Genomic DNA, 22,706 nt, shown 5'->3' on the forward strand with positions numbered 1-22,706 from the left:
GATTGCTCCGAGCCTGGAAGGGAAAAGGCCATTTGGGGGCTGAGAAGGCCTTCGTGATCAATAAACGGACCAGCGCGAAGTCTGTTCCGCTGCCGGCGAAAAATTCTGCGCCGTCAGCGGGGCGCGGCGGCCCGGACGAGGCGGTCGCGGATCGCCTCGCCAAGGCCTGCCTCGGGGATCGGCGCGACCGCGATGGTCTCGGCCCCCGACGCGTCGAGATCGCGCAGGGCACCGAACAGCCGGGCCGCCGCCTCCGCGGGATCGCCCGCCGGACTCAGGTTGAGACTGGCCCGCGCGGTTTCGTGACCGGCCGGACGCCCGGCCCCGAACAGCAGCACCGCCTCGCCGGGCTCGATCCGCACCGCGTCCAGGCGCACCCGCGCCCGCGGCGCGTAATGCGAGGCGAGCATGCCGGGGCTCGCCGGCTGGTCGGCCTCCGCCGCGTCCGGAGCCGCGGGGTCCTGGCCGAGCACCGCCCGCAGCGCCGCCCGCGTGATGCCGCCGGGCCGCAGCACCCGCGGCGTGCCGCCGAGGCAGGCCACCACCGTCGACTCGACGCCCACCGGCGTGTCGCCGCCGTCGAGCACCGCGGCGATCCGGCCTGCAAGATCGTCGAGGACGTGGGTGGCCCGGGTCGGGCTGACCCGCCCCGAGCGGTTGGCCGAGGGCGCCGCCACCGGCCGGCCGGCCTCCGCGAGAAGGGCCTGCGCGAGCGGATGCGCCGGTACCCGCAGGGCGAGGCTCGGCAGGCCGGCGCGGGCGAGGTCGCAGACCCGCGTGCCCGGATGCGCCGGAACGACCAGGGTCAGGGGGCCGGGCCAGAAGGCCTCCGCGAGGCGCCGCGCCTGCGCGTCGAAGACCCCCTCCGCCAGGGCCGCCTCCGCATCCGCCAGATGCGAGATCAGCGGGTTGAAGCGCGGCCGCCCCTTGGCGGCGAAGATGCCCGCCACCGCGGCGGCGTCGGTGGCATCCGCCCCGAGCCCGTAGACCGTCTCGGTGGGGAATGCCACGAGCCGTCCCGTCCGCAGGAGCGCGGCGGCCTCCGCGATCCCGGCCGCGTCGGGGTGGAGCCGCCGGGTCGCCGCCGGGGCCGTTGACCCGGGATCATTCATGCGGGAAGCCGTCTCCGAGGTCATGGCGGCGCAAGCCGCGCGCGCCTATCCTCACCCCGCCCTAGCGCCGGTGCGCGGGCGCGGTCAAACCCGCCCCGGTTCGAACGCGCGGGCGGGCCGCAACACGGGAGGATCGTATGAGTTACCGCGCCCCGGTCCCCGAGATGCTCTTCACCCTCCGGCACGTGGCCGGGCTCGACGCGGTCGATCCCGACGACGCCGAGGCGATCCTGACCGAGGCCGGGCGGATCGCCGCCGGCGTGATCGCGCCGCTCAACCGCCTCGGCGACCGGCACGGCACCCCGTTCGCCGACGGGCGGGTCACGACGCCGCCCGGCTGGCGGGAGGCCTATCGCACCTTCACGGAGGGCGGCTGGAACGGGCTCTCGGCCGAGGCCGACCATGGCGGCCAGGGCCTGCCGAAGCTGGTCGAGGCCGCCTGCACCGAGATGTGGAACGGCGCCAACCTCGCCTTCGGCCTCTGCCCGCTGCTCACCCAGGGCGGCATCGAGGCGCTGGCGGCCCATGGCTCGGACGACCTGAAGGCGCGCTACCTCGCCAAGCTGGTCTCGGGCGAATGGCCCGCCACCATGAACCTCACCGAGCCCCAGGCGGGCTCCGACCTCGCCCTGCTGCGGACCCGGGCCGTCCCGGCGGGGGACGGCACCTACCGGATCACCGGCAACAAGATCTACATCACCTACGGCGAGCACGATCTCGCCGACAACATCGTCCACCTCGTCCTGGCCCGGCTGCCCGACGCGCCCGCCGGCACGCGGGGCATCTCCCTGTTCCTGGTGCCGAAGGTGCTGCCGGACGGCACCCGCAACGACCTGCGCTGCTCCGGCATCGAGCACAAGCTCGGCATCCACGCCTCGCCGACCTGCTCGATGGCGTTCGGCGACAACGGCGGCGCCACCGGCTGGCTGATCGGCCAGGAGAACAAGGGCCTCGCCTGCATGTTCACGATGATGAACGCGGCGCGGCTCGGCGTCGGCCTGCAGGGGGTCGGGGTCGCCGAGGCGGCGACCCAGCGGGCGCTGGCCTACGCCCAGGAGCGCCGCCAGGGCCGGGCTGTCGGGGCCGCCGAGGCGACGAGCCCGATCGTGGCGCATCCGGACGTCCAGCGGATGCTGCTCACCATGAAGGCGTTCACGGCGGCCGCCCGCGCCATCTGCTACCTCACCGCCGCGGCCCTTGACGCGTCGAAGGGGCCGGAGGGGCAGCCCGCCCTGGACCGCGCCTCCCTGCTGACCCCGGTGGCGAAGGCCTTCGCGACGGACCTCGCCAACGAGGTGACCTCGCTGGGCGTGCAGGTCCATGGCGGCATGGGCTTCGTGGAGGAGACGGGCGCGGCGCAGCTCATGCGCGACGCCCGCATCCTCGGCATCTACGAGGGCACCAACGGGATCCAGGCGATCGACCTCACCGCCCGCAAGCTGCCGCTGAACGGCGGGGGCACGGTCCGGTCGCAGATCGCCTGGATGCGCCGGGCCGCGGAGGGGCTGCTCAAGGCCGGCGATCCCGCCTTCGGCCACATGGCGGCGCGGCTGCGCGACGGGATCGGCAGCCTCGACCGGGCGACGAGCCACCAGCTCGCCGCGCTGACCTCGAACCGCCCCGAGGCGGCGCTGGCCGGTGCGACGCCGTATCTGCGCCTGTTCGGCCTGACGCTCGGGGGCGCCTGCCTCGCCCGCAGCGCCCTGGCCGCGAGCGCCGCCCTGAGGGCCGGCGCGACCGATCCGGCGCAGGCCGCTCGCATCGCCCTGGCCCGGTTCTACGCCGAGAACCTGCTGACCGCGGCCGGCGGCCTGGAGCAGACCGTCGTGGCGGGTGGCGCCTTCACGGACGACGCCGCCCTGGCGCTGGCGGTTTGAGGAGCGGATCATGGCCGACACCGTCGCGATCGACGATCTCCCGGGCGGCGTCCGCCTGATCACCCTGAACCGCCCGGAGAAGAAGAACGCGCTCACCGGCGCGATGTACGAGGCCATGCGCGAAGCGCTGGGGGAGGCCGACGCGTCGGACCGGATCGGCGCCGTAGTCTTCGCGGGCCAGCCCGGCATGTTCAGTGCCGGCAACGACCTCGCCGACTTCATGGGCCGGTCGTCCGGTGACAAGGCCGGGAACGGGTTCAGCGCCTCGCCGGCGCTGGCCTTCATCCGCCAGCTGGCCCGCACCCGCACCCCGATGGTGGCGGCTGTCGACGGGATCGCGGTGGGCATCGGCGCGACGCTCTGCCTGCACTGCGACCTCGTCTACGCGAGCCCGGCGGCCCGGCTGCGCATGCCCTTCGTCGAACTTGGCCTCGTGCCGGAGGCGGCGTCGAGCTACCTGCTGCCCCTGCGGGTCGGCCGGCTCAAGGCGACCGAGCTGCTGCTCCTGTCGCGACCGCTCGAGGCCGACGAGGCGCAGGCCCTCGGCCTCGTCAACGCGGTGCTGCCGGCCGACATGCTGGTGGAGCAGGCCATCGCCCAGGCGACCCGGCTGGCCGCCCTTCCGCGCGGGGCGCTGACGGCGTCCCGGGCGCTGATCCGGGGCGATCAGGCGCAGGTCGAGGCGGCCCTGGAGGCGGAGGCCAAGGCCTTCGACGCGCAGCTGCGCTCGCCCGAATCCCAGGAGCGGCTCGCCGCCTTCCTGTCGCGGTCGAAGCCCGCGTCCTCGGCGTGAGCCCGCCCGACCTCTCCCGGAAGATCTGCCTCGTGGCGGGCGCGTCGCGGGGCGTCGGGCGGGGGCTCGCCCGGGCGCTGGGGGAGGCGGGAGCCACCGTGATCGTCACCGCCCGGTCCAGCGAGACGGGCGCGCGCACCGAGATGCGGTCCGAGGCGATCGAGGATACCGCCCGCCTGGTCGATGCCGCGGGCGGGCGCGGGCACCACTACCTCTGCGACCACCGCTCCGAGCGTGCCACCGACACGCTGGTGCACTGGGTCCTGCGCCGGTTCGGGCGGATCGACGTGGCGGCCTGCAGCGTCTGGAGCGGCAACGAGGGCTACGACGGCGAGCGCTACCCGGACGGTGCCGGCTGGGGCACGCCGTTCTGGCGCCGCTCGGCGGAACCGTATCTCGGCCTCCTCGAAGCCGGTCCGGTGCCGGCCCTGCTGCTCGCTCGGGCTGTCGCCCCCGCCATGGTGGCGGCGCGCGCCGGCCTGCTCGCCCTCGTCTCCTTCGGGACCGAGGATTACCTCGGCGACGTCTACTACGATGCCGCCAAGGCGGCCTCCAACCGGCTGGCCCTGGCCTTCGCCCGGGAACTCGCGCCCCATGGCGTCACCGCCCTTGGCCTCTCGCCGGGCTTCGTGGCGACCGAGCGGGCGCGGGATCTCGGCCAGGAGAAGCACGCCACCGAGAGCCCGCTCTACGCCGGCCGGGCGCTGGCGGCGCTGGCCGCGGACCCCGATGTCGCGGCCCGGGCCGGCGCGGTCCTGCATGCCGGCGACCTCGCCCGGATCTACGGGTTCACCGATGCCGACGGGACGCAGCCGGAGCGGTTCCGGGTCGGGCCGTGACGGTCCCCGGCCTGTCGCCGAAATGGCGCAGCGCTCCGGCAAACGGGGCGGATGCGCCCCGGTGCCGGCCGGCGGGGTTGATTCGCGGCGTCCGGACGGGCGTGCTGTCCGGATCGGCGGCTCCGATTGCTGCGGGAGCGAAAAACGGCCTTAATTCCCCCGCAGGTCAGGTCTCGATCCCGTGTCCGCTCCGATCTCAGATCGGGCCGGGACCGTGCGTGTGAACGAAGGAAACTGGCATGTCGGAAGCGAACACGGCCCCGCGCGTGCTGATGGTGTTCCCGAAGTTCTACGAAAACTCCATGTGGAACTTCAAGGAGGCCATGGAGCTGCAGGGCGCCCGCGCGCCCGCGCCCCCGCTGGGCCTGATCACCCTGGCCGCGATGCTGCCGCCGGCCTGGCAGGTGAGTCTCGTCAACCGCAACTGCGAAGAGCTGACGGACGCGCAGATCCAGGCGGCCGACCTCGTGATGACCGGCGGCATGCTGCCTCAGGAGCCCGACTGCCTCGTGGTCATCGACCGCTGCGTGGCGCTGGGCACCCCCGTCTGCGTTGGCGGTCCGGCCCCGACCTCGACGCCGGAGGTCTACGACAAGGCCGACTTCCTGGTGCTGGGCGAGGCCGAGGGCATCCTCGACAAGTTCGTGGCCGCCTGGGAGGCCGGCGAGCGCCGCGGCCGGCTCACGGCCGAGAAGTTCAAGGCCGACGTCACCAAGAGCCCGATCCCGCGGTTCGACCTGCTGACCTTCAGCCACTACCTCTACATCGGCGTCCAGTTCTCCCGCGGCTGCCCGTTCACCTGCGAGTTCTGCGACATCATCGAACTCTATGGCCGCGCGCCGCGGACCAAGACCACGCCGCAGATGCTGGCCGAGCTCGACCGGCTGTACGGCCTCGGCTACCGCGGCCACGTCGATTTCGTCGACGACAACCTGATCGGCAACAAGAAGGCCATCAAGCTGTTCCTGCCGCACCTGATCAAGTGGCAGGAAGACCACGGCTACCCGTTCAAGTTCTCCACCGAGGCCTCGCTGAACCTCGCGGACGATGACGAACTGCTCGGGATGATGCGGGACGCGAACTTCTTCGCCCTGTTCACCGGGATCGAGACGCCCGACGAGGCGACCCTCATCCAGACCCAGAAGAAGCAGAACACCAAGCGGTCGATCGCCGACAGCGTGCACAAGCTCTACGAGCACGGCATGTTCGTTACGGCCGGCTTCATCGTCGGCTTCGACACCGAGAAGGACAGCATCAGCAAGGCGATGTCGCTCTGCATCAGCCAGACCGGCATCCCGATCGCCATGGTCGGCCTGCTGTTCGCGCTGCCCAACACCCAGCTCTCGCGCCGCCTGCGCAAGGAAGGGCGCCTCTACGAGAACTACGCGGCGACCACCGCCGACCAGGGCGACCAGTGCACGCAGGGCATCAACTTCGTGACCCTGCGCCCGCAGCGCGACGTGCTGGCCGACTACCGGGACGTCCTCGAGGAGATCTACGACCCGCCGAACTTCTTCGACCGGGTGCGCGTGGTCGCCCGGCAGGTGAAGCGGCCGAAATTCGCCGCGCAGAAGCTGAACTGGGGCCACATCGCCCACGATCTCTACTCGCTGCTCCGCGTCTGCTGGCGGATGACCGTGCGGCGCCCGGAACTCGCCAAGCATTTCTGGAGCGTGTTCCTGGAGACCGCCCGGCGCAATCCGGCCGCCCTGGAGGCCGTGGTCACCAACATGGTGATCTACCTCCACGTGTATCCGTTCTCCCGCTACGTCATCAGCGAGATCAACGGCCGGATCGCCGAGCTCGAGGCCGGTCGCTGGGTGCAGCCGCCGGTCCTCGCCCCCGAGGTAGAGAGCGGCGGCAAAGCGGCGCCGGTGGGCAAGGTCGCGGCCAAGGCCGAGGTCAAGCATCTCGCGGCGGTGGCCTGAGCGGGAAGCCTTCCCGACTCTGATCCATCACCCTGAGGTCGTCGGGCTGCAGATCCGTCCGCGGGCCGCCCGGGGCGGCGCCCCACCCGGCCCGTGCACGCGCGCGCCGCTTGCAGGCGCGATCGACAGACCCTAGCTGAGCGACGGCGAGGCCACGTCCTCCCCCCGCGCGTGGGGCACAAGTCCGGGACGGCCCGGCCCTTTCAGGAGGGCCGGCATGGCCTGGATCTATCTCGTCACCGCGGGTCTTTTCGAAGTCGTCTGGGCCTTCGCGATGAAGCAGTCCGACGGCTTCACGCGCCTCTGGCCGACGGCGATCATGGCCGTGTCGATGACCGGCAGCGTCGGCTTCCTGGCGCTGGCGATGCGCACGCTTCCGCTGGGAACCGCCTACACGATCTGGACCGGCATCGGCGCCGTCGGCGCCTTCCTGGTCGGCCTCGCCGTGCTGGGCGAGCAGGCGAGCGCCAGCCGGATCCTCGCCGCCGGCCTGATCGGGTCCGGGCTCGTCCTGATGAAGCTGTCGAGCCCGGGCTGAGCGTCAGGCGGCGCGCACCGTCTCCAGGAAGGCGTCGATCTCCCGGCGCAGCTCGGCGGATTGCTCCGAGAGGCTGGCCGCCGAGGCGAACATCCGCGTCGCGGCGGCGCCCGTATCGTCGGCCGCCCGCGCCACCTCGTCGATCGTCCCGGTGACGGCGCCGGTGCCGGACGCCGCCTCGGCGACGTTCCGGGCGATCTCCCGGGTGGCCGAACCCTGCTGCTCGACGGCGGCCGCGATCGAGGTCGCCACACCGTCGATCTCGCGGATGCGCGCCGCGATGCCGTCGATCGCCGCGACCGTCTGCCCCGTCGCCCCCTGGATGCGGCCGACCTGTCCGGCGATCTCCCCGGTGGCCTTGGCGGTCTGGGCGGCGAGCAGCTTGACTTCGCTGGCGACCACCGCGAAGCCGCGGCCCGCATCCCCGGCGCGGGCGGCCTCGATCGTGGCGTTGAGGGCCAGCAGGTTCGTCTGGCCGGCGATGTCGGTGATGAGGCGCACGACATCGCCGATCCGGCCCGCCGCGACGCTCAGTTCCTGCACGAGGCCGGCGGTCTCGCCGGCCTGGATTACCGCGCCCCGGGCGAGATCGGCGGAGCCGTCCACCTGGCGGCCGATCTCCAGAACCGAAGCGCCGAGTTCCTCCGCAGCCGCCGCCACCGTGCCGACATGCAGGGCGGCCTCCTGGGCGGCGCCCGCCACGGTCGCCGAGCGTTCGGCGGTGTGCGTCGCCGTGCCGGCCATCGCCTCGGCCTCGGCACGCAGCCCGAGGGCGGCCTCCGCCACCCGCGCCAGCACGCCGCCGACCGCGGCCTCGAACGCCTCGGCCATCGCGTGGACGGCGTGTCGGCGCTGGACCTCGGCCCCGTCCCGCGCCACGGCCGTCTCGCGCTCCAGGGCGCGGGTGTGGATCAGGTTGTCCTTGAACACCTGTACGGCCGCCGCCATCGCGCCGATTTCGTCGCGGCGTCCCGTGTGCGGGACCGGTACGGTCTCGTCGCCCTCGGCCAGCCGGCCCATCGCGCCGGTCATGCGCTGGATCGGGCGCGCGATCCCGAACAGGGCGAACAGCATCGCGGCGGCGGCGACCGCGAGGCCCACCACGGTGGCGGCCATCGCGATGAGCTTGGCGCGCGTGGCCTCCTGCACCGTCTCGGCGACGTTGGCCTCGGTCTGCGCCCGGGCCGCGGCGATGGCCTCGGTGAGGCTGGCCACCGCCGCGTCGTTCTGCGCGCCCGTCGCGGGATCGAGCACCAGCGCGAGGGCGCCCGGCTGATCCCCCGCGATCATCAGTTCGACCACCTGCAGCTGGATGTTCTGATAGGCGTTCCAGGCGGTGGTGAAGCGCTCGTAGACCGCCCGATCCCTGGGGCTCGTCAGGCGTTCCTGATAGCCCTGCCGCAGGCCGGAGAGTTCGCCGAGGGTGTCGGTGAGCGCCGTCTGGTTCCTGTCGAGGCTCGCGGCGTCGGGGGATGCCACCGCGAGCCGGTAGAGCCGCAGGCGCGCGTCCCGGACGGCCGTGCCGATGGCCTCGGCCTGATTCTGCGCCGGCAGGGCCTGCTGCGAGATCGCCACGGCGTTCCCCTCGATCTCCGACAGGGCCACCGCGCTGGCGAGTCCCTGGCCGACGGCGGCGAGGGCCAGCAGGCCGATCGCGCCTGCTAGAACCGTCTTGAGGGAGAATCGCATGGGAGGGTCCGTCCTGAAGGTCCGTGCCGGCGGCCGCGCCGCGCCTACAGGTCTCCCATGCTCTGGCAGAGGTCTTAAAATTTCAGCGGCGCTATACCAGCATTGCCGCTACAGCCACTTCTTCCACCGGAAGAAAAAGTACGGAAATACAGCGGCGACCACCATCATGATCAGCGCCATCGGGTAGCCGAACGTGAGATCTAGTTCCGGTATGGATTTAAAGTTCATGCCGTAGATCGACGCGATCAGCGTCGGCGGCATGAACACGACCGCCATGACCGAGAACAGCTTGATGATGTTGTTCTGCTCGAGGTTGACGAGGCCGAGCGTTGCGTCGAGCAAAAATTGGATCTTCGTCGACAGGAAGGTGGCGTGCTCCTCGAGGGACTGAAGATCCCGCAGGGTCGAGCGCACGTCCTCGCGCAGGTCGCGCGGGGCCTTGTTGGTCCGATAGGTCGCCGACAGCGAGAGCAGGATCCGCTCCATGGAGACGAGGCTCTCCCGCTGCTTGGAGATCAGGTCGCCGTGCCGGCCGAGGGCGCGCAGCGTGTCCTGCAGCGCGGTGTTGCGAGCGGACGGATCGTCCTGCACCTCGAAGATCTTGCCCGACAGGCGGTCGATGCGCTCGCCCTGAAGCTGCAGCACGTCGGCGGCCCGGTCGATCACCGCTTCGATCAGCCCCGCCAGGATGGTCTCGCCGGAGGTGGCGGAGGCGCTGCCGTTGCCCATCGAGCGCCCGGCGCGCTGCGTGTACATGCGGAACGCCTGTGGCTCCTCGTGGCGCACGGTCACGAGCCGGTTGCCGCGCAGGATGAAGGTGATGCCGGCAAGCCCCGGCTCCTCGGCATCGCTGACCTTCGAGAGCACCCGCCCGGTCATGTAGCGGGCTCCGTCCTCCACGTAGAGCAGCTCCGAGGGTTCGATGTCCTTCATCTCCTCGCGGGTCGGCACCTCGATGCCGGCGAACGATTCGACCTTCAGCTCCTCTTCGCGGCTCGGGCGGATCAGGTCGAGCCAGACGGTGTCCTCGGGAATCGTGTCCTGGAGATCGATGACGCGGCGCTCAAGCAGCGTGGATCCGGCGCCGCCGGCGGGCTGGTGGATGAAGATCACGAACGGGTCTCGGATGCGGATCGGCCACGGTGCAGCGCAGGATTACAGCCCGCATCCGGCACGACGCTGGCCGATGCAAGCTGTGCCGCGGATGTGGCGCTGTTTTCTGACGCTTCCGTGACATCCCGGTCCGGCGCGTCGGCGCCGTTCGATGTCAGGACGCCGGAAGAACCGGCGGACGGCGGTGATGGCGATCGCCGCCGGGGTGGCACAACGGGCCTCGACGAACGCCGTCCCGGACACCGCTCAGCCGACCACCCGAAAGGCCGTCCTCCGGGCGGCCGACGACGTTCGCTCCCCATCGCGCTCCGCCGGGACGGCCATGGAGGGGTGGTGCCCCGGTCCGTGCACGCGAGAGACGGTCCGATCCAGGCTCAGTTGCAGCCGTCACAGATGCTGCGGTCGATCTTGTCGGTCAGGGCGCGCTCGCGCCGCTGCTCTTCGCGAGAGGGTATTTCCCCAGGGCCGAGCGACGTCCCGGGGGGCTTGGTGACGCCGAAGCGATTGGTGTTGGGGGCCGTGATCGTCGACCCGGGACCGCCGCCGGTACCGGTCTCATCGGGGGCGACGGTCTGCGCCGCCAGCGGGGCGGCGAAGGCGAGGCTCAGCGCCGCCAGGGTCGCGGGACGATACAATCCTCGGGTCATGGAACCTCTCCCATCATCGAGAGAACGTGAAACCGTGCCGCGGGTTGCGTGTCCTATCGGCGCCGCGCGGGCTCGCGCCGGAACACGCCGATCATCTCGACATGGCCCGAATGGCGGAACTGGTCGACCGGCGTGACGCTCTCGAGCCGGTACCCTCCGGCGACCAGTGTCGCCGCGTCCCGGGCGAAGGTCCCGGCATCGCAGGCGATGCCGATCACGAGCGGCACGCGCGCGGCGGCCAGTTGCCGGGCCTGTGCCTCCGCGCCGGCCCTGGGCGGGTCGAACACCACCGCGTCGAAGGCGTCGAGTTCGAGGGGAAGCAGGGGCCGGCGGAACAGGTCGCGGCGCTCGGTGGTGATCCCGCGCAGGCCCGAGGCCGCCCGCGTGGAGCGGTCGAGGCCGGCGAGGGCGGCCGCGTCGGATTCGACGGCGTGGACCGCGGCCGTCCGGGCGATCGCCAGCGTCAGGGGTCCACAACCCGCGAACAGGTCGGCGACGCGCCGGGTGCGGGGTCCGAGGGCCGCCAGGGTCAGGTCGCAGAGCGTCGCCTGCCCGGCCGCGGTCGCCTGCAGGAACCCTCCGGGGGGCGGGTAGAGGCGGATCGAGCCGGCGGTGACCGAGACCGGCTCGGCCTCCATGAGGCGCTCGCCGTGCAGGGAGAGCCGGGCGAGGCCGAGTTCGCCGGCGATTCGCACCAGCGCGGCGCCGACACCGGCGCTCACCGGCCCGTGGCCGCGCAGGTCGACATCGAGGCCATGGTCGGTGGCGGTGACGGCCATGTCGAGGGGTTTGCGCCCGTGCCCCAGCGGGGCGGCCAGACGGCGCGCCACGTCGGAGGCCGCATGCAGCGCCGGCACCGTGATCGGGCATTGGTCGATCGGCACCAGCGCGTGGCTGCGCGCCGCCATCAGCCCGGCCTCGGCGCGGCCGTCGATCTCCCGCACGTGCAGGGTGAGGCGGCGGCGTCCGGCGCCGTGCGCGTCGATGGCCGGGGCCGGCTCCACGGCGAGGCGGGCCTGGGACAGGGCCTGGGCGACGAGGCCGCGCTTCCAGGCGAGTTCCGCCGGCCGCGCGAGGTGCTGGGTGCGGCAGCCGCCGCACCGCATGTAGTAGGGGCAGAACGGCTCGACCCGGTCGGGCGAGGCCTGCACGATGCCGAGGAGTTCGGCGCGGCGCTGCTCGCGGCGGATCTCGGCCCGCTCACCGGGCAGCGCGAAGGGCACGAGGAGCCCGTCCTCCGCCACGCCGTCGCCGCGGGCGCCGAGGTCCCGGATCGTGACCGTCTCGCTGGCAGCTGTCTCGCTCACGGCAACCTCGCACCGATCAGGAATTCGGCATTGCCGTCGCCGCCCGGCACTGGCGAATCGATCAGGCCCAGGATCGTGGCGCCGAGCCCCTCCAGGGTCCCGCGAACCGCCGCGCAGACCTCGGCGTGGACCGCCGGATCGCGCACGAGGCCGCCGCGGCCGACCCGCGCGCGGCCGGCCTCGAACTGCGGCTTGATCAGCGCGACGAGGTCCGCCCCCGGGGCCAGCAGCGGCGGCAGGGCCGGCAGAACGAGGCGCAGGCCGATGAAGCTCACGTCCACGGTCGCGAGATCGGGCGCCGGGGTGAGGGCGTCCGGGCCGAGGCTGCGGATGTCGGTGGCGTCCCGGTTGGTCACGCGCGGGTCCCCGGCGAGGCGCGGATGGAGCTGCCCCCGGCCGACGTCGAGGGCGTGGACGTGGCGGGCGCCGCGGGCGAGCAGCACGTCGGTGAAGCCGCCGGTCGAGGCGCCGACGTCGAGGGCGACCCGGCCGGCCGGGTCGAGGCCGAACGCGTCCAGGGCCGCGGCGAGCTTGAGGCCGCCCCGGGAGACGTAGGGATGTTCGGGCACCGCCTCGACCCGTGCCCCCGGGGCGATCGGGTTCGAGGGGCGCGTGAGCGGCCGCCCGTCGATCCGCACCAGCCCGGCGCGGATCGCGGCCTGGGCGCGAGCCCGGCTCTCGAAATGGCCTTGCGCCACGAGGAACAGGTCGGCGCGCAGGGGCGACGGGTCGTCCGCCGGCGGCGCGCGGTCCGGGATGGGCCGGTCTCGGGTCATCAGGGCTTCGTGCGGCCGCGGCAGGTCTGCGGCGGAGGTTTCGGACCGCCGCCCTGTCGAAGGCCGGCGCGCCCCCTACCTAGACCGGTCCGGAGAGGAGAGCCACCGCATGAACCGCACCCTGCCGCTGCTTGCATTGCTCGGGACCGTCGCCGCCGGCGGCGCCCTGGCGCAGGAGCCTCCGAAGGAGGCGGCCAAACCGGCAGAGACCTACTCGGCACCGATCAAGAACGCCAAGGGCGACGCGATCGGCACGTTGGCGATCCGCGACGGGGCGAACGCCCTGGTCCTGCGCGTCACGATCCAGCCCGGCGGCCTGCCGCCCGGCTGGCACGGCATGCATTTCCACGCCGTCGGCGACTGCTCCGACCCGAAGTTCATGAACTCGAAGGCGCACGTGAACCACGACCAGAGCAAGCACGGCCTGCTCAATGCCGAAGGGCCGGACGAGGGCGACCTGCCGAACCTCTACGCGGCGCAGGACGGCTCGGCCAACGCCGAGGTCTCGAGCGAGACGCCGCTCAACGGCGAGGGCGGCCTCAAGGACGGCGACGGCGCGGCGCTGATCATCCACGCCAACGAGGACGACCACAACACCCAGCCGATCGGCGGCGCCGGCGACCGCGTCGCCTGCGGGGTGATCAAGTAGCCGTCGCGGAGGGGGACGGCACGGCCGGCGGGATCGGCCGCGGCCGGCCGTCCTCGTCGATGGCCACGAAGGTGAAGGTGGCCTGCGTGACCCGCTCGCGGACCTGGGTGCAGAAGCGCCGCGCCCAGGCCTCGACCTCGATCTTCATCGAGGTCCGGCCGACATGCGACACCCGGGTGTAGACRCACAGCACGTCGCCGACCCGGACCGGCCGGATGAAGGTCATGGATTCGAGCGCCACGGTGACGACCCGGCCCTGCGCCCGGTCGACCCCCGCGATCCCGCCGGCCTGATCCATCTGCGAGAGCACCCAGCCGCCGAAGATGTCGCCGTTGGCGTTGGTGTCGGCCGGCATGGCGATGGTGCGCACCGTGAGGTCGCCCTTCGGCAGATCGACCTCGGCAGGCGGCGGCGCGCTGTCGGCCGGTGAGAGTGCGACGTGCTGCATGCCGTCCATCCGACCCCCGCGCCGTCAGGACAACAGGCCGACGAGCTTGAGGCCCGCCGCCAGCAGGACGGCGACCGCACTCAGGATGCATTCGAGCGGGATGGATTGCCAGAGGTCCGGCGTCGCCGCCGCGGGCTCGGCGCGTTGCGCAATATCGTTCATCGGGCCTCCTCCCGGGCGCACCGATCTGCCGTCGGCGGTCCCGTTGCCGGCACAATAAAGCAAGGGCCGCCCGCACGCACCCCGAATCAGGACGTGAAAAAGCCCGGCGGCTCGATGGAGCCGCCGGGCCGGTCAAGTCGACGAACCGATCAGTAGTAGAACCGGCGGCGCCAGTAGGGACGGCGGTAGAACGGCCGCGGGCCGTAGTAGAACCGGCGGCGGTAGTAGGGGCGGCGCCAGTAGGGCCGCGGGCCGTAGAAGCGGCGGCGGTAATAGTACTGGGCCTTCTCGGCTACCGCCGGCGCGGCTTCGGCGGGCAGGGCCAGCCCCGGGCCGATGGGCGCGGCGGACGCGCCCTCCGGCGCCGCAGCCGCGAAGCCCAGCACCAGCAGGGCCGCGAGCAGGAATTTCCTCAGCACGGTCTCGACTCCCTTCGTGTGGTTACGTCCTGGTCGACGAACCGCACGGGAAGCGAGGGCCATCCGCCCGGTCCGAAACGCTGCAACGCGTAGGCGAGCGGAACCGTTGCAGCGTAACCGCTGCGACGTTTCGGACAGGGTTGATCGCGGGTTGATCGCGGTGATCCGCCTGACAATCAGGCGATCTTCGTGGTCATGTCCTCGATGCGGGCCTCGGCGCTCTGGCGCACCAGGGCGATGCCGTGCTCGCAATCCTCGCGGCGCACGTAACCCTCGCCCGAATCGGCGATCACCTCGCCGTTGCGCGCCCGCAGGCGCCAGCGCCACTCGCCCTTGGCGTCCCGGTAGAGTTCGAACCGCATGGTGCCGGCTCCCGATTCATCCACTGCAACAACATGGGGGGCCGGCAGCGCAAAAAAAGGATGCATCTCCGGCGCTTGGACGGCGGACCGATCGCCGGGCCGACACCCGGGGCGCGCCGGGCAGAATCCGTGATGGCTTCAGATCCGACGCTGTTCATTGTTTTCGATCATGCGAATGCCGTTGTTTGCTCGACATAATCCCATCTACGCAGTATTCGCCTGCGTCGCAGGGGGCGGGCGAATCGTGCGGGCCGGCTCGGCATGGCCGGACCGCCGTGGCGTGAACGGATCGCGATGAGCGAAAACAGGGCACGGTCCAGCGCGTCGGAATGGGCGGTTCCGGAACGGCGGCTGTCCGCGATCTTCGCCGCCGACATCGCCGGCTATTCCAAGGCGATGCATGCCGACGAGAGCGGCGCCATGCGGGCGCTCCAGGCCACGCGGCGGATCGTCGACCGGCTGATCGCGGGCCGGCACGGGCGGATCGCCAACACGGCCGGGGACAGCGTGCTGGCCGAGTTCGCCTCGGTGATGGACGCTGTGTGCTGTGCGGTGGCGATCCAGAGGGCGCTCGCCGAGGCCGAGGGGGAGGCGGCGCAGTTCCGCCTCCGGATCGGCATCCATATCGGCGACGTCATGGTGCATGACGGCGATCTGTTCGGCGACGGCGTGAACATCGCCGCGCGCCTGCAGACCGCCGCCGAGCCCGGCGCGCTGCGGCTTTCGGAGGCTGCCTACCTGCAGGTGCGCGGCCTGTCGGAGATCGCGTTCGTCGATCTCGGGCTCCAGCGCCTGAAGAACATCGCCCGGCCGGTGCGGGTCTACGCCGTGCCGCCGCCGGACGAGCAGCCGTCGCGCGGCCTCCGGGCCGGCCGCGCCCGCGCCGTCCTGCGGCCCGCACTCGGCGCCGTCGCGCTCCTCGCCGCCGCGGGGCTGGCGCTGACCTGGCCCCGGCTCGTTGGATCCGAGCGGGCGGACGGGCCGGGCGAGGCGGCGCGCCCGCGTCTGTCGCTGGTCGTGCTGCCCCTCGCGAACCAGAGCGGCGAGGCGGACCAAGATTACCTCGCCGAGCAGCTCGCCGAGGATCTCTCCGCCGACCTCGCCCGCGCCCCGGGCACCTTCGTGATCGCGCACGGCACGGCCCAGGCCTACCGGGGACGGCCGGTCGAGCCGCGCGCCGTCGGTCGCGAACTCGGCGTGCGCTACGTCGTGCAGGGCAGCCTGCGGCAGAGCGGCGAGCAGGTGCGCTTTTCCGTGCAGCTCACCGATGTCGAGACCGGGGCTGCCCTCTGGGCGGATCGCTACGACGGACCGCGGGCCGCCGTCGGCGCCGCGCAGGATATCCTCGTCGCCCAAGTCGGCCGCGCCCTCGGCGTGCGGCTCCTGGAGGCCGCCACGCAGTCCCGGTCGGGCCAGCCGGCGGATGCGGTGGACTTGGTCATGCGCGGACAGGCGCTGCTCAACCGGCCCTTCGCCCGCGACAACCACGCCCAGGCCCGACCGCTGTTCGAGCGCGCGCTCGGTCTCGATCCGGCGAATGTCGATGCGCGCCTGGGGCTGGCCGAGGTGCTGGTCGACGGTGTGCTGAACGGCTGGACGACCGAGCGGACGGCGGATCTCGACACGGCCGAGCAGGCGATCGCGTCGGTCCTGCAGGGCGACCCGACGCAACCCTTCGCGCATTACCTGCGGGGGGAGACCCTGCGCGCCCGCGCGCGCTACGCGGACGCCCTCGCGGCCTTCGACCGGGTGCTCGCCCTGAATCCGAGCTTCGCCCGGGCCTACGCCTATCGCGGTCTCATTCAGATCTTCCTCGGCCGGGCCGAGGAGACGGAGCGCGACATCGCCGCTGCCGTCCGCCTCAGCCCGAAGGATCCCCTGCTCGGTGCGTGGCTCGCCCGGGACGGCTTGGCCAAGCTCCATCTCGGGCAGGATCAGGCGGCGATCGAGCCGCTGCGCCGCGCGGCGGCCGTGAACCCGCGCTTCGACTTCCCGCACCTCTATCTCGCCTGCGCCTTCGCGCGGCTCGGCCGGGAGGCCGAGGCACGAGCCTCCCTCGCCGAGTTCCTCAGGCTGCGGCCGGGCTACACCCTCGCCCGCTACCGAAGCCTGACCTCCGACGATCCGACCTTCCTCGCCCAGCGCGCGCGCCTCTACGAGGGACTGCGCCAGGCTGGCCTGCCGGAGAACTGAGCCCGGGCGGCACCCACGAGAGCTTCCCCGTGGTGTGGTGGATTAGAAGTTTTCTTCTTTTCGATATAGGCTGAACCTGCGCTGCGCCGACAAGCCTGCACAATAGCGGGAGGCTCGCGCCCGACTGCGGAGGAACCATGAACGAGATCGTCAAGCCGGACTCCCTGATCGTCGCCGAGGCGGAGAGCCTGACGGAAACGTTCTTCGGAGGCTGCCCGCACGATTGCCCCGACACCTGCTCGATGCTGTTCGACGTCAAGGACGGCCAGCTCCAGGGCGTGCGCGGCAACCCGGATCACCCGATGACCCGCGGCGGTCTCTGCGTGAAGCTCAAGGATTACGAGAAGCGCCACTACCATCCCGACCGGCTGCTCTACCCGATGAAGCGGGTCGGGCCGAAGGGGTCGAAGCAGTTCGAACGCATCACCTGGGACGAGGCGCTGGACACCATCGTGTCGCGCTGGAAGGCGATCATCGACCAGTACGGGCCGGAGGCCATCGCGCCCTACAGCTACCTGGGCAACCAGGGCCTCGTGCACGGGCTGAACGGCGGCGACGCCTTCTTCAACCGCATGGGCGCCACCGTGACCGAGCGCACTTTCTGCGGCGAGGGCTCGTGCACGGCCTGGCTGCTCACGGTCGGGCCGACGGCGGGCCTCGACCCGGACAGCTACATCCACTCCAAGTACATCGTGATCTGGGCCTGCAATTCGGTCAGCACGAACTTGCACCACTGGGCCATCGTCAAGGACGCCCAGAAGAAGGGCGCCAAGGTCGTCGTCATCGACGCCTACTCGTCGCGCACCGCCAAGGCGGCCGACTGGCACATTGCCCCCAAGCCCGGCACCGATGGCGCGCTCGCCATGGCGCTGATCAACTCGATCATCGCGCAGGGCCTCGTCGACCAGGACTACGTCGACAACCACACGGTCGGCTTCGAGGAGCTGAAGGAGCGCGCCGCGGACCGCACGCCGGAATGGGCCGCCGAGATCACCGGCGTCTCCGCCGACGACATCCGCAAGCTCGCCCGGGAAATGGCGACCGAGCAGCCGGTGGGCATCCGCATCGGCGTGGCTCTGGAGCGCCACTACGGCGGCGGCCAGACCATCCGGGCGGTCGCCTGCATCCCGGCGCTCACCGGCGCGTGGCGCCATGTCGGCGGCGGGATCACCCAGTTCGGCGTCTGGGAGCACCCGTACAAGTTCGACGTCATCTGCCGGCCCGACCTGATCCCGGAGGGCACCCGGGTCGTCTCGAACCTGCAGATCGGCCGGGCACTCACCGGCGAGATGAAGCTCGACCCGCCGATCATGTCGATGATGTGCTGGAACTCGAACCCGGTGACGCAAGCCCCCGAGACCGACAAGGTCGTCGAGGGACTGATGCGCGAGGACCTGTTCATGGTCTCGGCCGAGCACTTCATCTCGGACACGGCCTCCTACGCCGACATCCTGCTGCCTGCCACCATGGGCGCCGAGATGGAGGACATGATCCTCTCCTGGGGCCACCTCTACCTGACCTACAACACCAAGTGCGCCGAGGCGCCCGGCGAGGCGATCCCGAACAACGAGATCTTCCGGAAGCTCGCCGCGCGGCTCGGCTACGAGGAGGAGAACTTCAAGTGGAGCGACAGCGAGTGCCTTGAGCACTACGTCGACTGGAACGCGCCGGCCTGCGAGGGCATCGACCTCGCCTACATGCGCGAGCACGGCTTCGCCCGCCTCAAGGTCGGCACGCCGGACGATCGCGCCCCGCACCGGGAGGGCAACTTCCCGACGCCGACCGGCAAGTGCATGCTCAAGGTCGAGGACGCCACGAACTTCGTCGCCCCGCCGTTCCGGCAGATGTACGAGGGCTTCCAGCCCGGCGAGGCCCTCGACCCGCTGCCGGACTACCTCGGCCCGCGCGAGTCGCACGCGAACGATCCCGAGCTCGCCAAGCGCTACCCGCTCAACATCGTCTCGCCCAAAAGCCACTACTTCCTGAACTCCTGCTACGCCAACATGGAGGACAAGCAGAAGGGCCAGGGCGAGCAGTTCGTGATGATCAGCCCGCACGACGCCGAGGCTCGCGGCATCCGGGATGGTGACAAGGTTCAGGTCGCCAACGACCGCGGCGCCTTCAAGGGCGTGGCCCGCATCACCGATGACGTGAAGGCCGGCATCGTCGTGGCGACGCTGGGCTACTGGCGTCAGCTCAACGAAGGCACGGTCAACAGCATCTCGTCCGGCGCCTTCACCGACATGGGCCACGCGCCCTCGTTCTCCGACAACCTCGTCGAGGTCGCGAGGGCGAACTAACCGTTTCGCGCGGTGTGACCCACCGCGTGATCGCGCGCAGCGCGGTGAACCTGGGCAGCGCTATATCCACGGATGTGGCGCCAGCCGGATGGCTTCGGTGCGCCCGCGAGGACGGCGAAGCCGTCATCCGGGGAGGGGATCGGCGCTCCGCCGCCGGCGGGACCATCCGGCTGGCTGGGCTCTCGCCTCGGTCGCGGGCAGACCCCGGCTGTCCATCGGTGCGGAAACGGAGAGATTCACGATCCGGGTGAGGAGGATCGCGGAGACCGTTCGGCTTATCATCGGTGCGGCGCGACACGCTGCATCTTCCCCGAGCCGGCGCCCCGCCATGATGGCCATGACCCGGCGCGTCCCCGTGTCCGAGACTGCGTCGTCCGGAACCGGCACCACCGGTTCGGTGCTGCCGGTCGCGCGCTCGACGCGGGCGGACATGCCGGGTAGCCGCGTGTGGTCGGGGTTTCGCACCGCGTTGCGCACCCGCGTGCCCAGCGTCTCGGGTTTCACCTGCGCGGCGTCACCGCCGGCTTGCCCGGCGAGGGACGGGGGCACCAACGACCGAACCGGCCATCAACCATAAAAAGGCCGCCCGGGACGGACCCGTCCCGGGCGGCCTGAACGCCGATCTCAGGAGCGGGGCGCCCGCTCCAGCCAGCCGATGTTGCGGCCCTCGCCACCGCCGCCGCCGCTGCTGCGCGGACGCGCATCGGCCCGCTGGGGCCGAGCGTCCCGGATCGGGCGGCCCTGGCTCGGGCGCTCGCCCTGGGGCCGGGCGGGGGCGGGCCGGTCCGACCGGGCCTCGCGGCCCTGCGGGCCGGGACCGCGGCCGTCACCGCGAGCATCGACCCGGCTCTCCTGGGGGCGGCCCTGACGGGGCGCACCCTGGCCGCCGAAGCCACGGCCGCCACCGGGCTGTCCCTGCTGGGGACGACCCTGCTGCTGCCGGGGCCGCTGGCCCTGACGGCCGCCGCCGGGGCGCTGCTGCTGACGCTCGGGCCGGCGCTCCTCCTCGCGGGCGATCTCGGCGGCTTCCTGGCGCGAGGGCGGGGTGAAGCCCTCGGGGAAGCCTCCAACCGGCACCTTCTGCCGGGTGATGCGCTCGATGTCGCGCAGGTAGGCCTTCTCCTCGTCGTTGCAGAACGAGATCGCGAGCCCGTCCGCGCCCGCCCGGGCGGTGCGGCCGATCCGGTGGACATAGCTCTCGGGCACGTTCGGCAGGTCGAAGTTGATGACGTGGCTCACGCCCTCGACGTCGATGCCGCGGGCCGCGATGTCGGTGGCCACCAGAACCCGGCAGTCGCCGTCCTTGAAGGCGGCCAGCGCCCGCTCGCGCTGGGGCTGGCTCTTGTTGCCGTGGATCGCCGCCGCCGCGATGCCGACCTTGTCGAGGCCGCGCACCACGCGATCCGCCCCGTGCTTGGTGCGGGTGAAGACCAGGACGCGCTCGATGGCCGGATCACGCAGGATATGGCCGAGCAGCGCCTGCTTGGCGCCGGTATGGACGAAGATCACCTGCTGGTCGACGCGCTCGGCCGTGGTGGCCACCGGCGTCACCGCGACCTGAACCGGGTCGGCGAGGTACTGCGCCGCCAGCCCAGCGATGTTCTTCGGCATCGTCGCCGAGAAGAACAGGCTCTGGCGCTTCTCGGGCAGCATCTTCACGATGCGCTTGAGGGCGTGGATGAAGCCGAGGTCGAGCATCTGGTCGGCCTCGTCGAGGACGAGGATCTCGACGCCGTCGAGGGTCAGGGACCGGCGCTCGATCAGGTCGATCAGCCGGCCGGGCGTGGCGACAAGGATGTCGACGCCGGGCGCCAGGGCGCGCTCCTGGCGGCTGATGGTGACGCCGCCGAACACCACCGTGTTGGTGAAGGACAGGTGGCGGCCGTAATCCGAGAAGGATTCGGCGATCTGGTTGGCGAGTTCGCGGGTCGGCGAGAGCACCAGCACCCGGCAGCCGCGGCGCGGGGCGCGCCGGTCCGAGAGGGCGAGGCGGTGCAGGATCGGCAGCGCGAAGGCCGCGGTCTTGCCGGTGCCGGTCTGAGCGATGCCGCAGAGGTCGCGACCCTGCATGGCCGGCGGGATCGCCTGGGCCTGGATCGGGGTCGGCGTGACGTAGCCGGCTTCGCTGAGTGCCCGCAGGACGGGCTGGGCGAGGCCGAAATCGGTGAATTGGGTCAAGGAGGTATCCGATGCAGCAGGACCGGCCTGGCCCCTCGCAGCTTCGCGAGCGGTGCCGTGTTCGGGTCGGTCCGTTGGCAGGGGGCAGCCCGCGTGATGGGGCGGCCCGGGTGCATGCACGTTATGAAGAGGGGGGCCGGATCACGCCGGTAGGCGTCCGATCCGTCACGCAGCCCCCTCAAGCGGGCCGTGACGGCCGCTGACGCTGCACCGCCGATATGACGATGTGCGCCTGCGAAGTCAATGCGCGGCAGGTTTGCGATCCCGTCGGGGCCGGGTCCCGGACCGAAACGCTCCGCCACGGGTCGGSCGGCCTGCGGCCGGGGTCAGCAGAACCACGCGGGGCCGGCGCATTTCCGGTGTCTCCCCTCGTCGTCCCAGGACGGATGGTGCTTGAGACTGCGGCAGGACCGCCCCGAGCGGGCGATGAGATCTCCGGGATCCAGCCCGATGTCTTCCAGATCTCTGCAATCGAAGCGGTGCAGATTTCTCAGATCCAGAAATTTACGGGACAAACATTTTATTGAAACGGCCACATGCTTGAACATCGGTCGCCTCCCTGCCTGAGGAAGAAGTAAAGATGCGTCAATGCTGATCTCGTTTCAGTGTCGCTGCGCACGTCAGCCTCGGAGACAGAACATCCCCGTTCCGGACTTGCGTTTCCGGATCGCCGTCATGCTATGATTGCCGCAACGAGGCGCCACGTTCAGGGTCCGGAGCGCAAGGCGAAAAAGGCGATGGCGAGGCGTCTGGCGGCTATCCTGGTGGCCGATATCGTCGGTTACAGCCGGCTGATGGGCACCGATGAAGCGGGTACGATCCGGCGCCTCAGAGTGCTCCGTCGCGACGTCACCGATCCGGCAATCAAGAACGCGCAAGGCCGCATCGTGAAGTCGATGGGGGACGGCCTTCTGGTCGAGTTTCCCAGCCCGCTGCGGGCCGTCGCCTGCGCGATCACCATCCAGCGGGCGATGGCCGGGTTCGAGCCGGCCTTGCCGGACGAGAAGCGGTTCAGGCTGCGCTTCGGGATCAACGTCGGCGACGTGATCGCCCAGCCGGATGGCGACCTGTTCGGCGACGGCGTCAACGTGGCGGCGCGCCTCGAGCCCCTGTCGGAGCCCGGCGGCCTGTGCGTGTCGCGCTCGGTCCACGAACAGGTGCGGGACAAGGTCCCCTACCGCTTCGAGGACCGGGGCAAGTTGGACCTGAAGAACATCGCGCGCCCGATCGGCGTCTTCGCCCTCTCGGCGGAGGCCGTCCAAAGCCTGGCGCCGCCCGACGACGACGAGGAGGACGCGGACGAGCCGCCCGCCGCGAGCCAGCCGGCTCCGCCCCCGCCTCCGGCCGCGGCGGCTCGCCCGCGCCGGGGCCTGGGC

At 71.6% G+C, this 22,706-nt stretch carries 20 protein-coding genes; 9 read left to right on the top strand and 11 right to left on the bottom strand.

The window, feature by feature from the left end:
* Positions 1 to 113: 113 nt before the first annotated feature.
* Positions 114 to 1,112, bottom strand: a complete 999-nt coding sequence (locus ACXJKQ_RS21335; RefSeq protein ID WP_457107696.1) for an L-threonylcarbamoyladenylate synthase — start codon at positions 1,110 to 1,112, stop codon at positions 114 to 116.
* Between the two features lie 137 nt (positions 1,113 to 1,249).
* Between ACXJKQ_RS21335 and ACXJKQ_RS21340 the strand changes: the two genes are divergently transcribed.
* From ACXJKQ_RS21340 to ACXJKQ_RS21360, 5 genes are all read left to right on the top strand, one after another.
* Positions 1,250 to 2,989 carry an acyl-CoA dehydrogenase gene (locus ACXJKQ_RS21340; protein ID WP_457107697.1) on the top strand — a complete coding sequence of 580 codons (1,740 nt, stop codon included), beginning with the start codon at positions 1,250 to 1,252 and terminating at the stop codon, positions 2,987 to 2,989.
* A gap of 10 nt (positions 2,990 to 2,999) precedes the next feature.
* Positions 3,000 to 3,782, top strand: coding sequence for an enoyl-CoA hydratase-related protein (locus tag ACXJKQ_RS21345; protein WP_457107698.1), 783 nt, complete (start codon positions 3,000 to 3,002; stop codon positions 3,780 to 3,782).
* Positions 3,783 to 3,814: 32 nt separating this feature from the next.
* Positions 3,815 to 4,621 carry an SDR family NAD(P)-dependent oxidoreductase gene (locus tag ACXJKQ_RS21350; protein WP_457107715.1) on the top strand — a complete coding sequence of 269 codons (807 nt, stop codon included), beginning with the start codon at positions 3,815 to 3,817 and terminating at the stop codon, positions 4,619 to 4,621.
* 239 nt (positions 4,622 to 4,860) lie between these two features.
* On the top strand, positions 4,861 to 6,549 hold the full coding sequence (locus tag ACXJKQ_RS21355; RefSeq protein WP_457107699.1) for a B12-binding domain-containing radical SAM protein: 1,689 nt from the start codon (positions 4,861 to 4,863) through the stop codon (positions 6,547 to 6,549).
* 217 nt (positions 6,550 to 6,766) lie between these two features.
* The gene (locus ACXJKQ_RS21360; RefSeq protein ID WP_457107700.1) at positions 6,767 to 7,087 is read left to right on the top strand and encodes a DMT family transporter; all 321 of its coding nucleotides are present in this window, start codon (positions 6,767 to 6,769) and stop codon (positions 7,085 to 7,087) included.
* A 3-nt stretch (positions 7,088 to 7,090) separates the two neighbouring features.
* Here ACXJKQ_RS21360 and ACXJKQ_RS21365 read toward each other — a convergent pair whose 3' ends face one another.
* The 5 genes from ACXJKQ_RS21365 to ACXJKQ_RS21385 form a co-directional block, all read right to left on the bottom strand.
* On the bottom strand, positions 7,091 to 8,776 hold the full coding sequence (locus ACXJKQ_RS21365; protein WP_457107701.1) for a methyl-accepting chemotaxis protein: 1,686 nt from the start codon (positions 8,774 to 8,776) through the stop codon (positions 7,091 to 7,093).
* A gap of 108 nt (positions 8,777 to 8,884) precedes the next feature.
* On the bottom strand, positions 8,885 to 9,889 hold the full coding sequence (locus tag ACXJKQ_RS21370; protein WP_457107702.1) for a magnesium transporter CorA family protein: 1,005 nt from the start codon (positions 9,887 to 9,889) through the stop codon (positions 8,885 to 8,887).
* A gap of 374 nt (positions 9,890 to 10,263) precedes the next feature.
* The gene (locus tag ACXJKQ_RS21375) at positions 10,264 to 10,536 is read right to left on the bottom strand and encodes a hypothetical protein (protein WP_457107703.1); all 273 of its coding nucleotides are present in this window, start codon (positions 10,534 to 10,536) and stop codon (positions 10,264 to 10,266) included.
* A 53-nt stretch (positions 10,537 to 10,589) separates the two neighbouring features.
* Entirely contained in the window at positions 10,590 to 11,843 is a 1,254-nt protein-coding gene (locus tag ACXJKQ_RS21380) for a class I SAM-dependent RNA methyltransferase (protein WP_457107704.1), read from the bottom strand.
* On the bottom strand, positions 11,840 to 12,619 hold the full coding sequence (locus ACXJKQ_RS21385; RefSeq protein ID WP_457107705.1) for a TlyA family RNA methyltransferase: 780 nt from the start codon (positions 12,617 to 12,619) through the stop codon (positions 11,840 to 11,842). Before ACXJKQ_RS21385 ends, ACXJKQ_RS21380 begins: the two co-directional genes overlap by 4 nt.
* Positions 12,620 to 12,728: 109 nt before the next feature.
* Between ACXJKQ_RS21385 and ACXJKQ_RS21390 the strand changes: the two genes are divergently transcribed.
* Complete coding sequence (locus ACXJKQ_RS21390) at positions 12,729 to 13,268, top strand: superoxide dismutase family protein (RefSeq protein WP_457107706.1); 540 nt, start codon at positions 12,729 to 12,731, stop codon at positions 13,266 to 13,268.
* On the opposite strand, the gene ACXJKQ_RS21395 is transcribed toward ACXJKQ_RS21390, so the two are convergent.
* From ACXJKQ_RS21395 to ACXJKQ_RS21410, 4 genes are all read right to left on the bottom strand, one after another.
* Positions 13,261 to 13,716: an acyl-CoA thioesterase gene (locus tag ACXJKQ_RS21395; protein ID WP_457107707.1), complete on the bottom strand. Its 456-nt coding sequence runs from the start codon at positions 13,714 to 13,716 to the stop codon at positions 13,261 to 13,263. The genes ACXJKQ_RS21390 and ACXJKQ_RS21395 overlap by 8 nt on opposite strands.
* 24 nt (positions 13,717 to 13,740) lie before the next feature.
* Positions 13,741 to 13,878 carry a hypothetical protein gene (locus ACXJKQ_RS21400; protein WP_457107708.1) on the bottom strand — a complete coding sequence of 46 codons (138 nt, stop codon included), beginning with the start codon at positions 13,876 to 13,878 and terminating at the stop codon, positions 13,741 to 13,743.
* Positions 13,879 to 14,027: 149 nt separating this feature from the next.
* Positions 14,028 to 14,297 carry a hypothetical protein gene (locus tag ACXJKQ_RS21405; protein WP_457107709.1) on the bottom strand — a complete coding sequence of 90 codons (270 nt, stop codon included), beginning with the start codon at positions 14,295 to 14,297 and terminating at the stop codon, positions 14,028 to 14,030.
* Between the two features lie 176 nt (positions 14,298 to 14,473).
* Positions 14,474 to 14,659, bottom strand: a complete 186-nt coding sequence (locus ACXJKQ_RS21410) for a YegP family protein (protein ID WP_026605317.1) — start codon at positions 14,657 to 14,659, stop codon at positions 14,474 to 14,476.
* A gap of 294 nt (positions 14,660 to 14,953) precedes the next feature.
* Between ACXJKQ_RS21410 and ACXJKQ_RS21415 the strand changes: the two genes are divergently transcribed.
* Together ACXJKQ_RS21415 and ACXJKQ_RS21420 are read left to right on the top strand one after the other, a co-directional pair.
* A complete protein-coding gene (locus ACXJKQ_RS21415; RefSeq protein WP_457107710.1) occupies positions 14,954 to 16,852 on the top strand; it encodes a tetratricopeptide repeat protein in 1,899 nt (632 codons plus the stop codon).
* A gap of 137 nt (positions 16,853 to 16,989) precedes the next feature.
* Complete coding sequence (locus ACXJKQ_RS21420) at positions 16,990 to 19,152, top strand: molybdopterin-containing oxidoreductase family protein (protein ID WP_457107711.1); 2,163 nt, start codon at positions 16,990 to 16,992, stop codon at positions 19,150 to 19,152.
* A 624-nt stretch (positions 19,153 to 19,776) separates the two neighbouring features.
* On the opposite strand, the gene ACXJKQ_RS21425 is transcribed toward ACXJKQ_RS21420, so the two are convergent.
* Positions 19,777 to 21,330 (bottom strand): DEAD/DEAH box helicase, encoded by a 1,554-nt coding sequence (locus tag ACXJKQ_RS21425; RefSeq protein ID WP_457107712.1) that lies wholly within the window; start codon positions 21,328 to 21,330, stop codon positions 19,777 to 19,779.
* A gap of 737 nt (positions 21,331 to 22,067) precedes the next feature.
* Here ACXJKQ_RS21425 and ACXJKQ_RS21430 point away from each other — a divergent pair.
* On the top strand, positions 22,068 to 22,706 hold a 639-nt coding region (locus ACXJKQ_RS21430), incomplete at its 3' end, for an adenylate/guanylate cyclase domain-containing protein (RefSeq protein WP_457107713.1).

The organism is Methylobacterium sp. P5_C11, assembly GCF_054049775.1.

What these genes read in the sequence shown, in the direction of transcription:
- ACXJKQ_RS21335 (WP_457107696.1), bottom strand. Translation starts at nt 1,112, where the DNA reads ATGAATGATCCCGGGTCAACGGCCCCGGCGGCGACCCGGCGGCTCCAC.
- ACXJKQ_RS21340 (WP_457107697.1), top strand. Translation starts at nt 1,250, where the DNA reads ATGAGTTACCGCGCCCCGGTCCCCGAGATGCTCTTCACCCTCCGGCAC.
- ACXJKQ_RS21345 (WP_457107698.1), top strand. Translation starts at nt 3,000, where the DNA reads ATGGCCGACACCGTCGCGATCGACGATCTCCCGGGCGGCGTCCGCCTG.
- ACXJKQ_RS21355 (WP_457107699.1), top strand. Translation starts at nt 4,861, where the DNA reads ATGTCGGAAGCGAACACGGCCCCGCGCGTGCTGATGGTGTTCCCGAAG.
- ACXJKQ_RS21360 (WP_457107700.1), top strand. Translation starts at nt 6,767, where the DNA reads ATGGCCTGGATCTATCTCGTCACCGCGGGTCTTTTCGAAGTCGTCTGG.
- ACXJKQ_RS21365 (WP_457107701.1), bottom strand. Translation starts at nt 8,776, where the DNA reads ATGCGATTCTCCCTCAAGACGGTTCTAGCAGGCGCGATCGGCCTGCTG.
- ACXJKQ_RS21375 (WP_457107703.1), bottom strand. Translation starts at nt 10,536, where the DNA reads ATGACCCGAGGATTGTATCGTCCCGCGACCCTGGCGGCGCTGAGCCTC.
- ACXJKQ_RS21385 (WP_457107705.1), bottom strand. Translation starts at nt 12,619, where the DNA reads ATGACCCGAGACCGGCCCATCCCGGACCGCGCGCCGCCGGCGGACGAC.
- ACXJKQ_RS21390 (WP_457107706.1), top strand. Translation starts at nt 12,729, where the DNA reads ATGAACCGCACCCTGCCGCTGCTTGCATTGCTCGGGACCGTCGCCGCC.
- ACXJKQ_RS21400 (WP_457107708.1), bottom strand. Translation starts at nt 13,878, where the DNA reads ATGAACGATATTGCGCAACGCGCCGAGCCCGCGGCGGCGACGCCGGAC.
- ACXJKQ_RS21410 (WP_026605317.1), bottom strand. Translation starts at nt 14,659, where the DNA reads ATGCGGTTCGAACTCTACCGGGACGCCAAGGGCGAGTGGCGCTGGCGC.
- ACXJKQ_RS21415 (WP_457107710.1), top strand. Translation starts at nt 14,954, where the DNA reads ATGAGCGAAAACAGGGCACGGTCCAGCGCGTCGGAATGGGCGGTTCCG.
- ACXJKQ_RS21420 (WP_457107711.1), top strand. Translation starts at nt 16,990, where the DNA reads ATGAACGAGATCGTCAAGCCGGACTCCCTGATCGTCGCCGAGGCGGAG.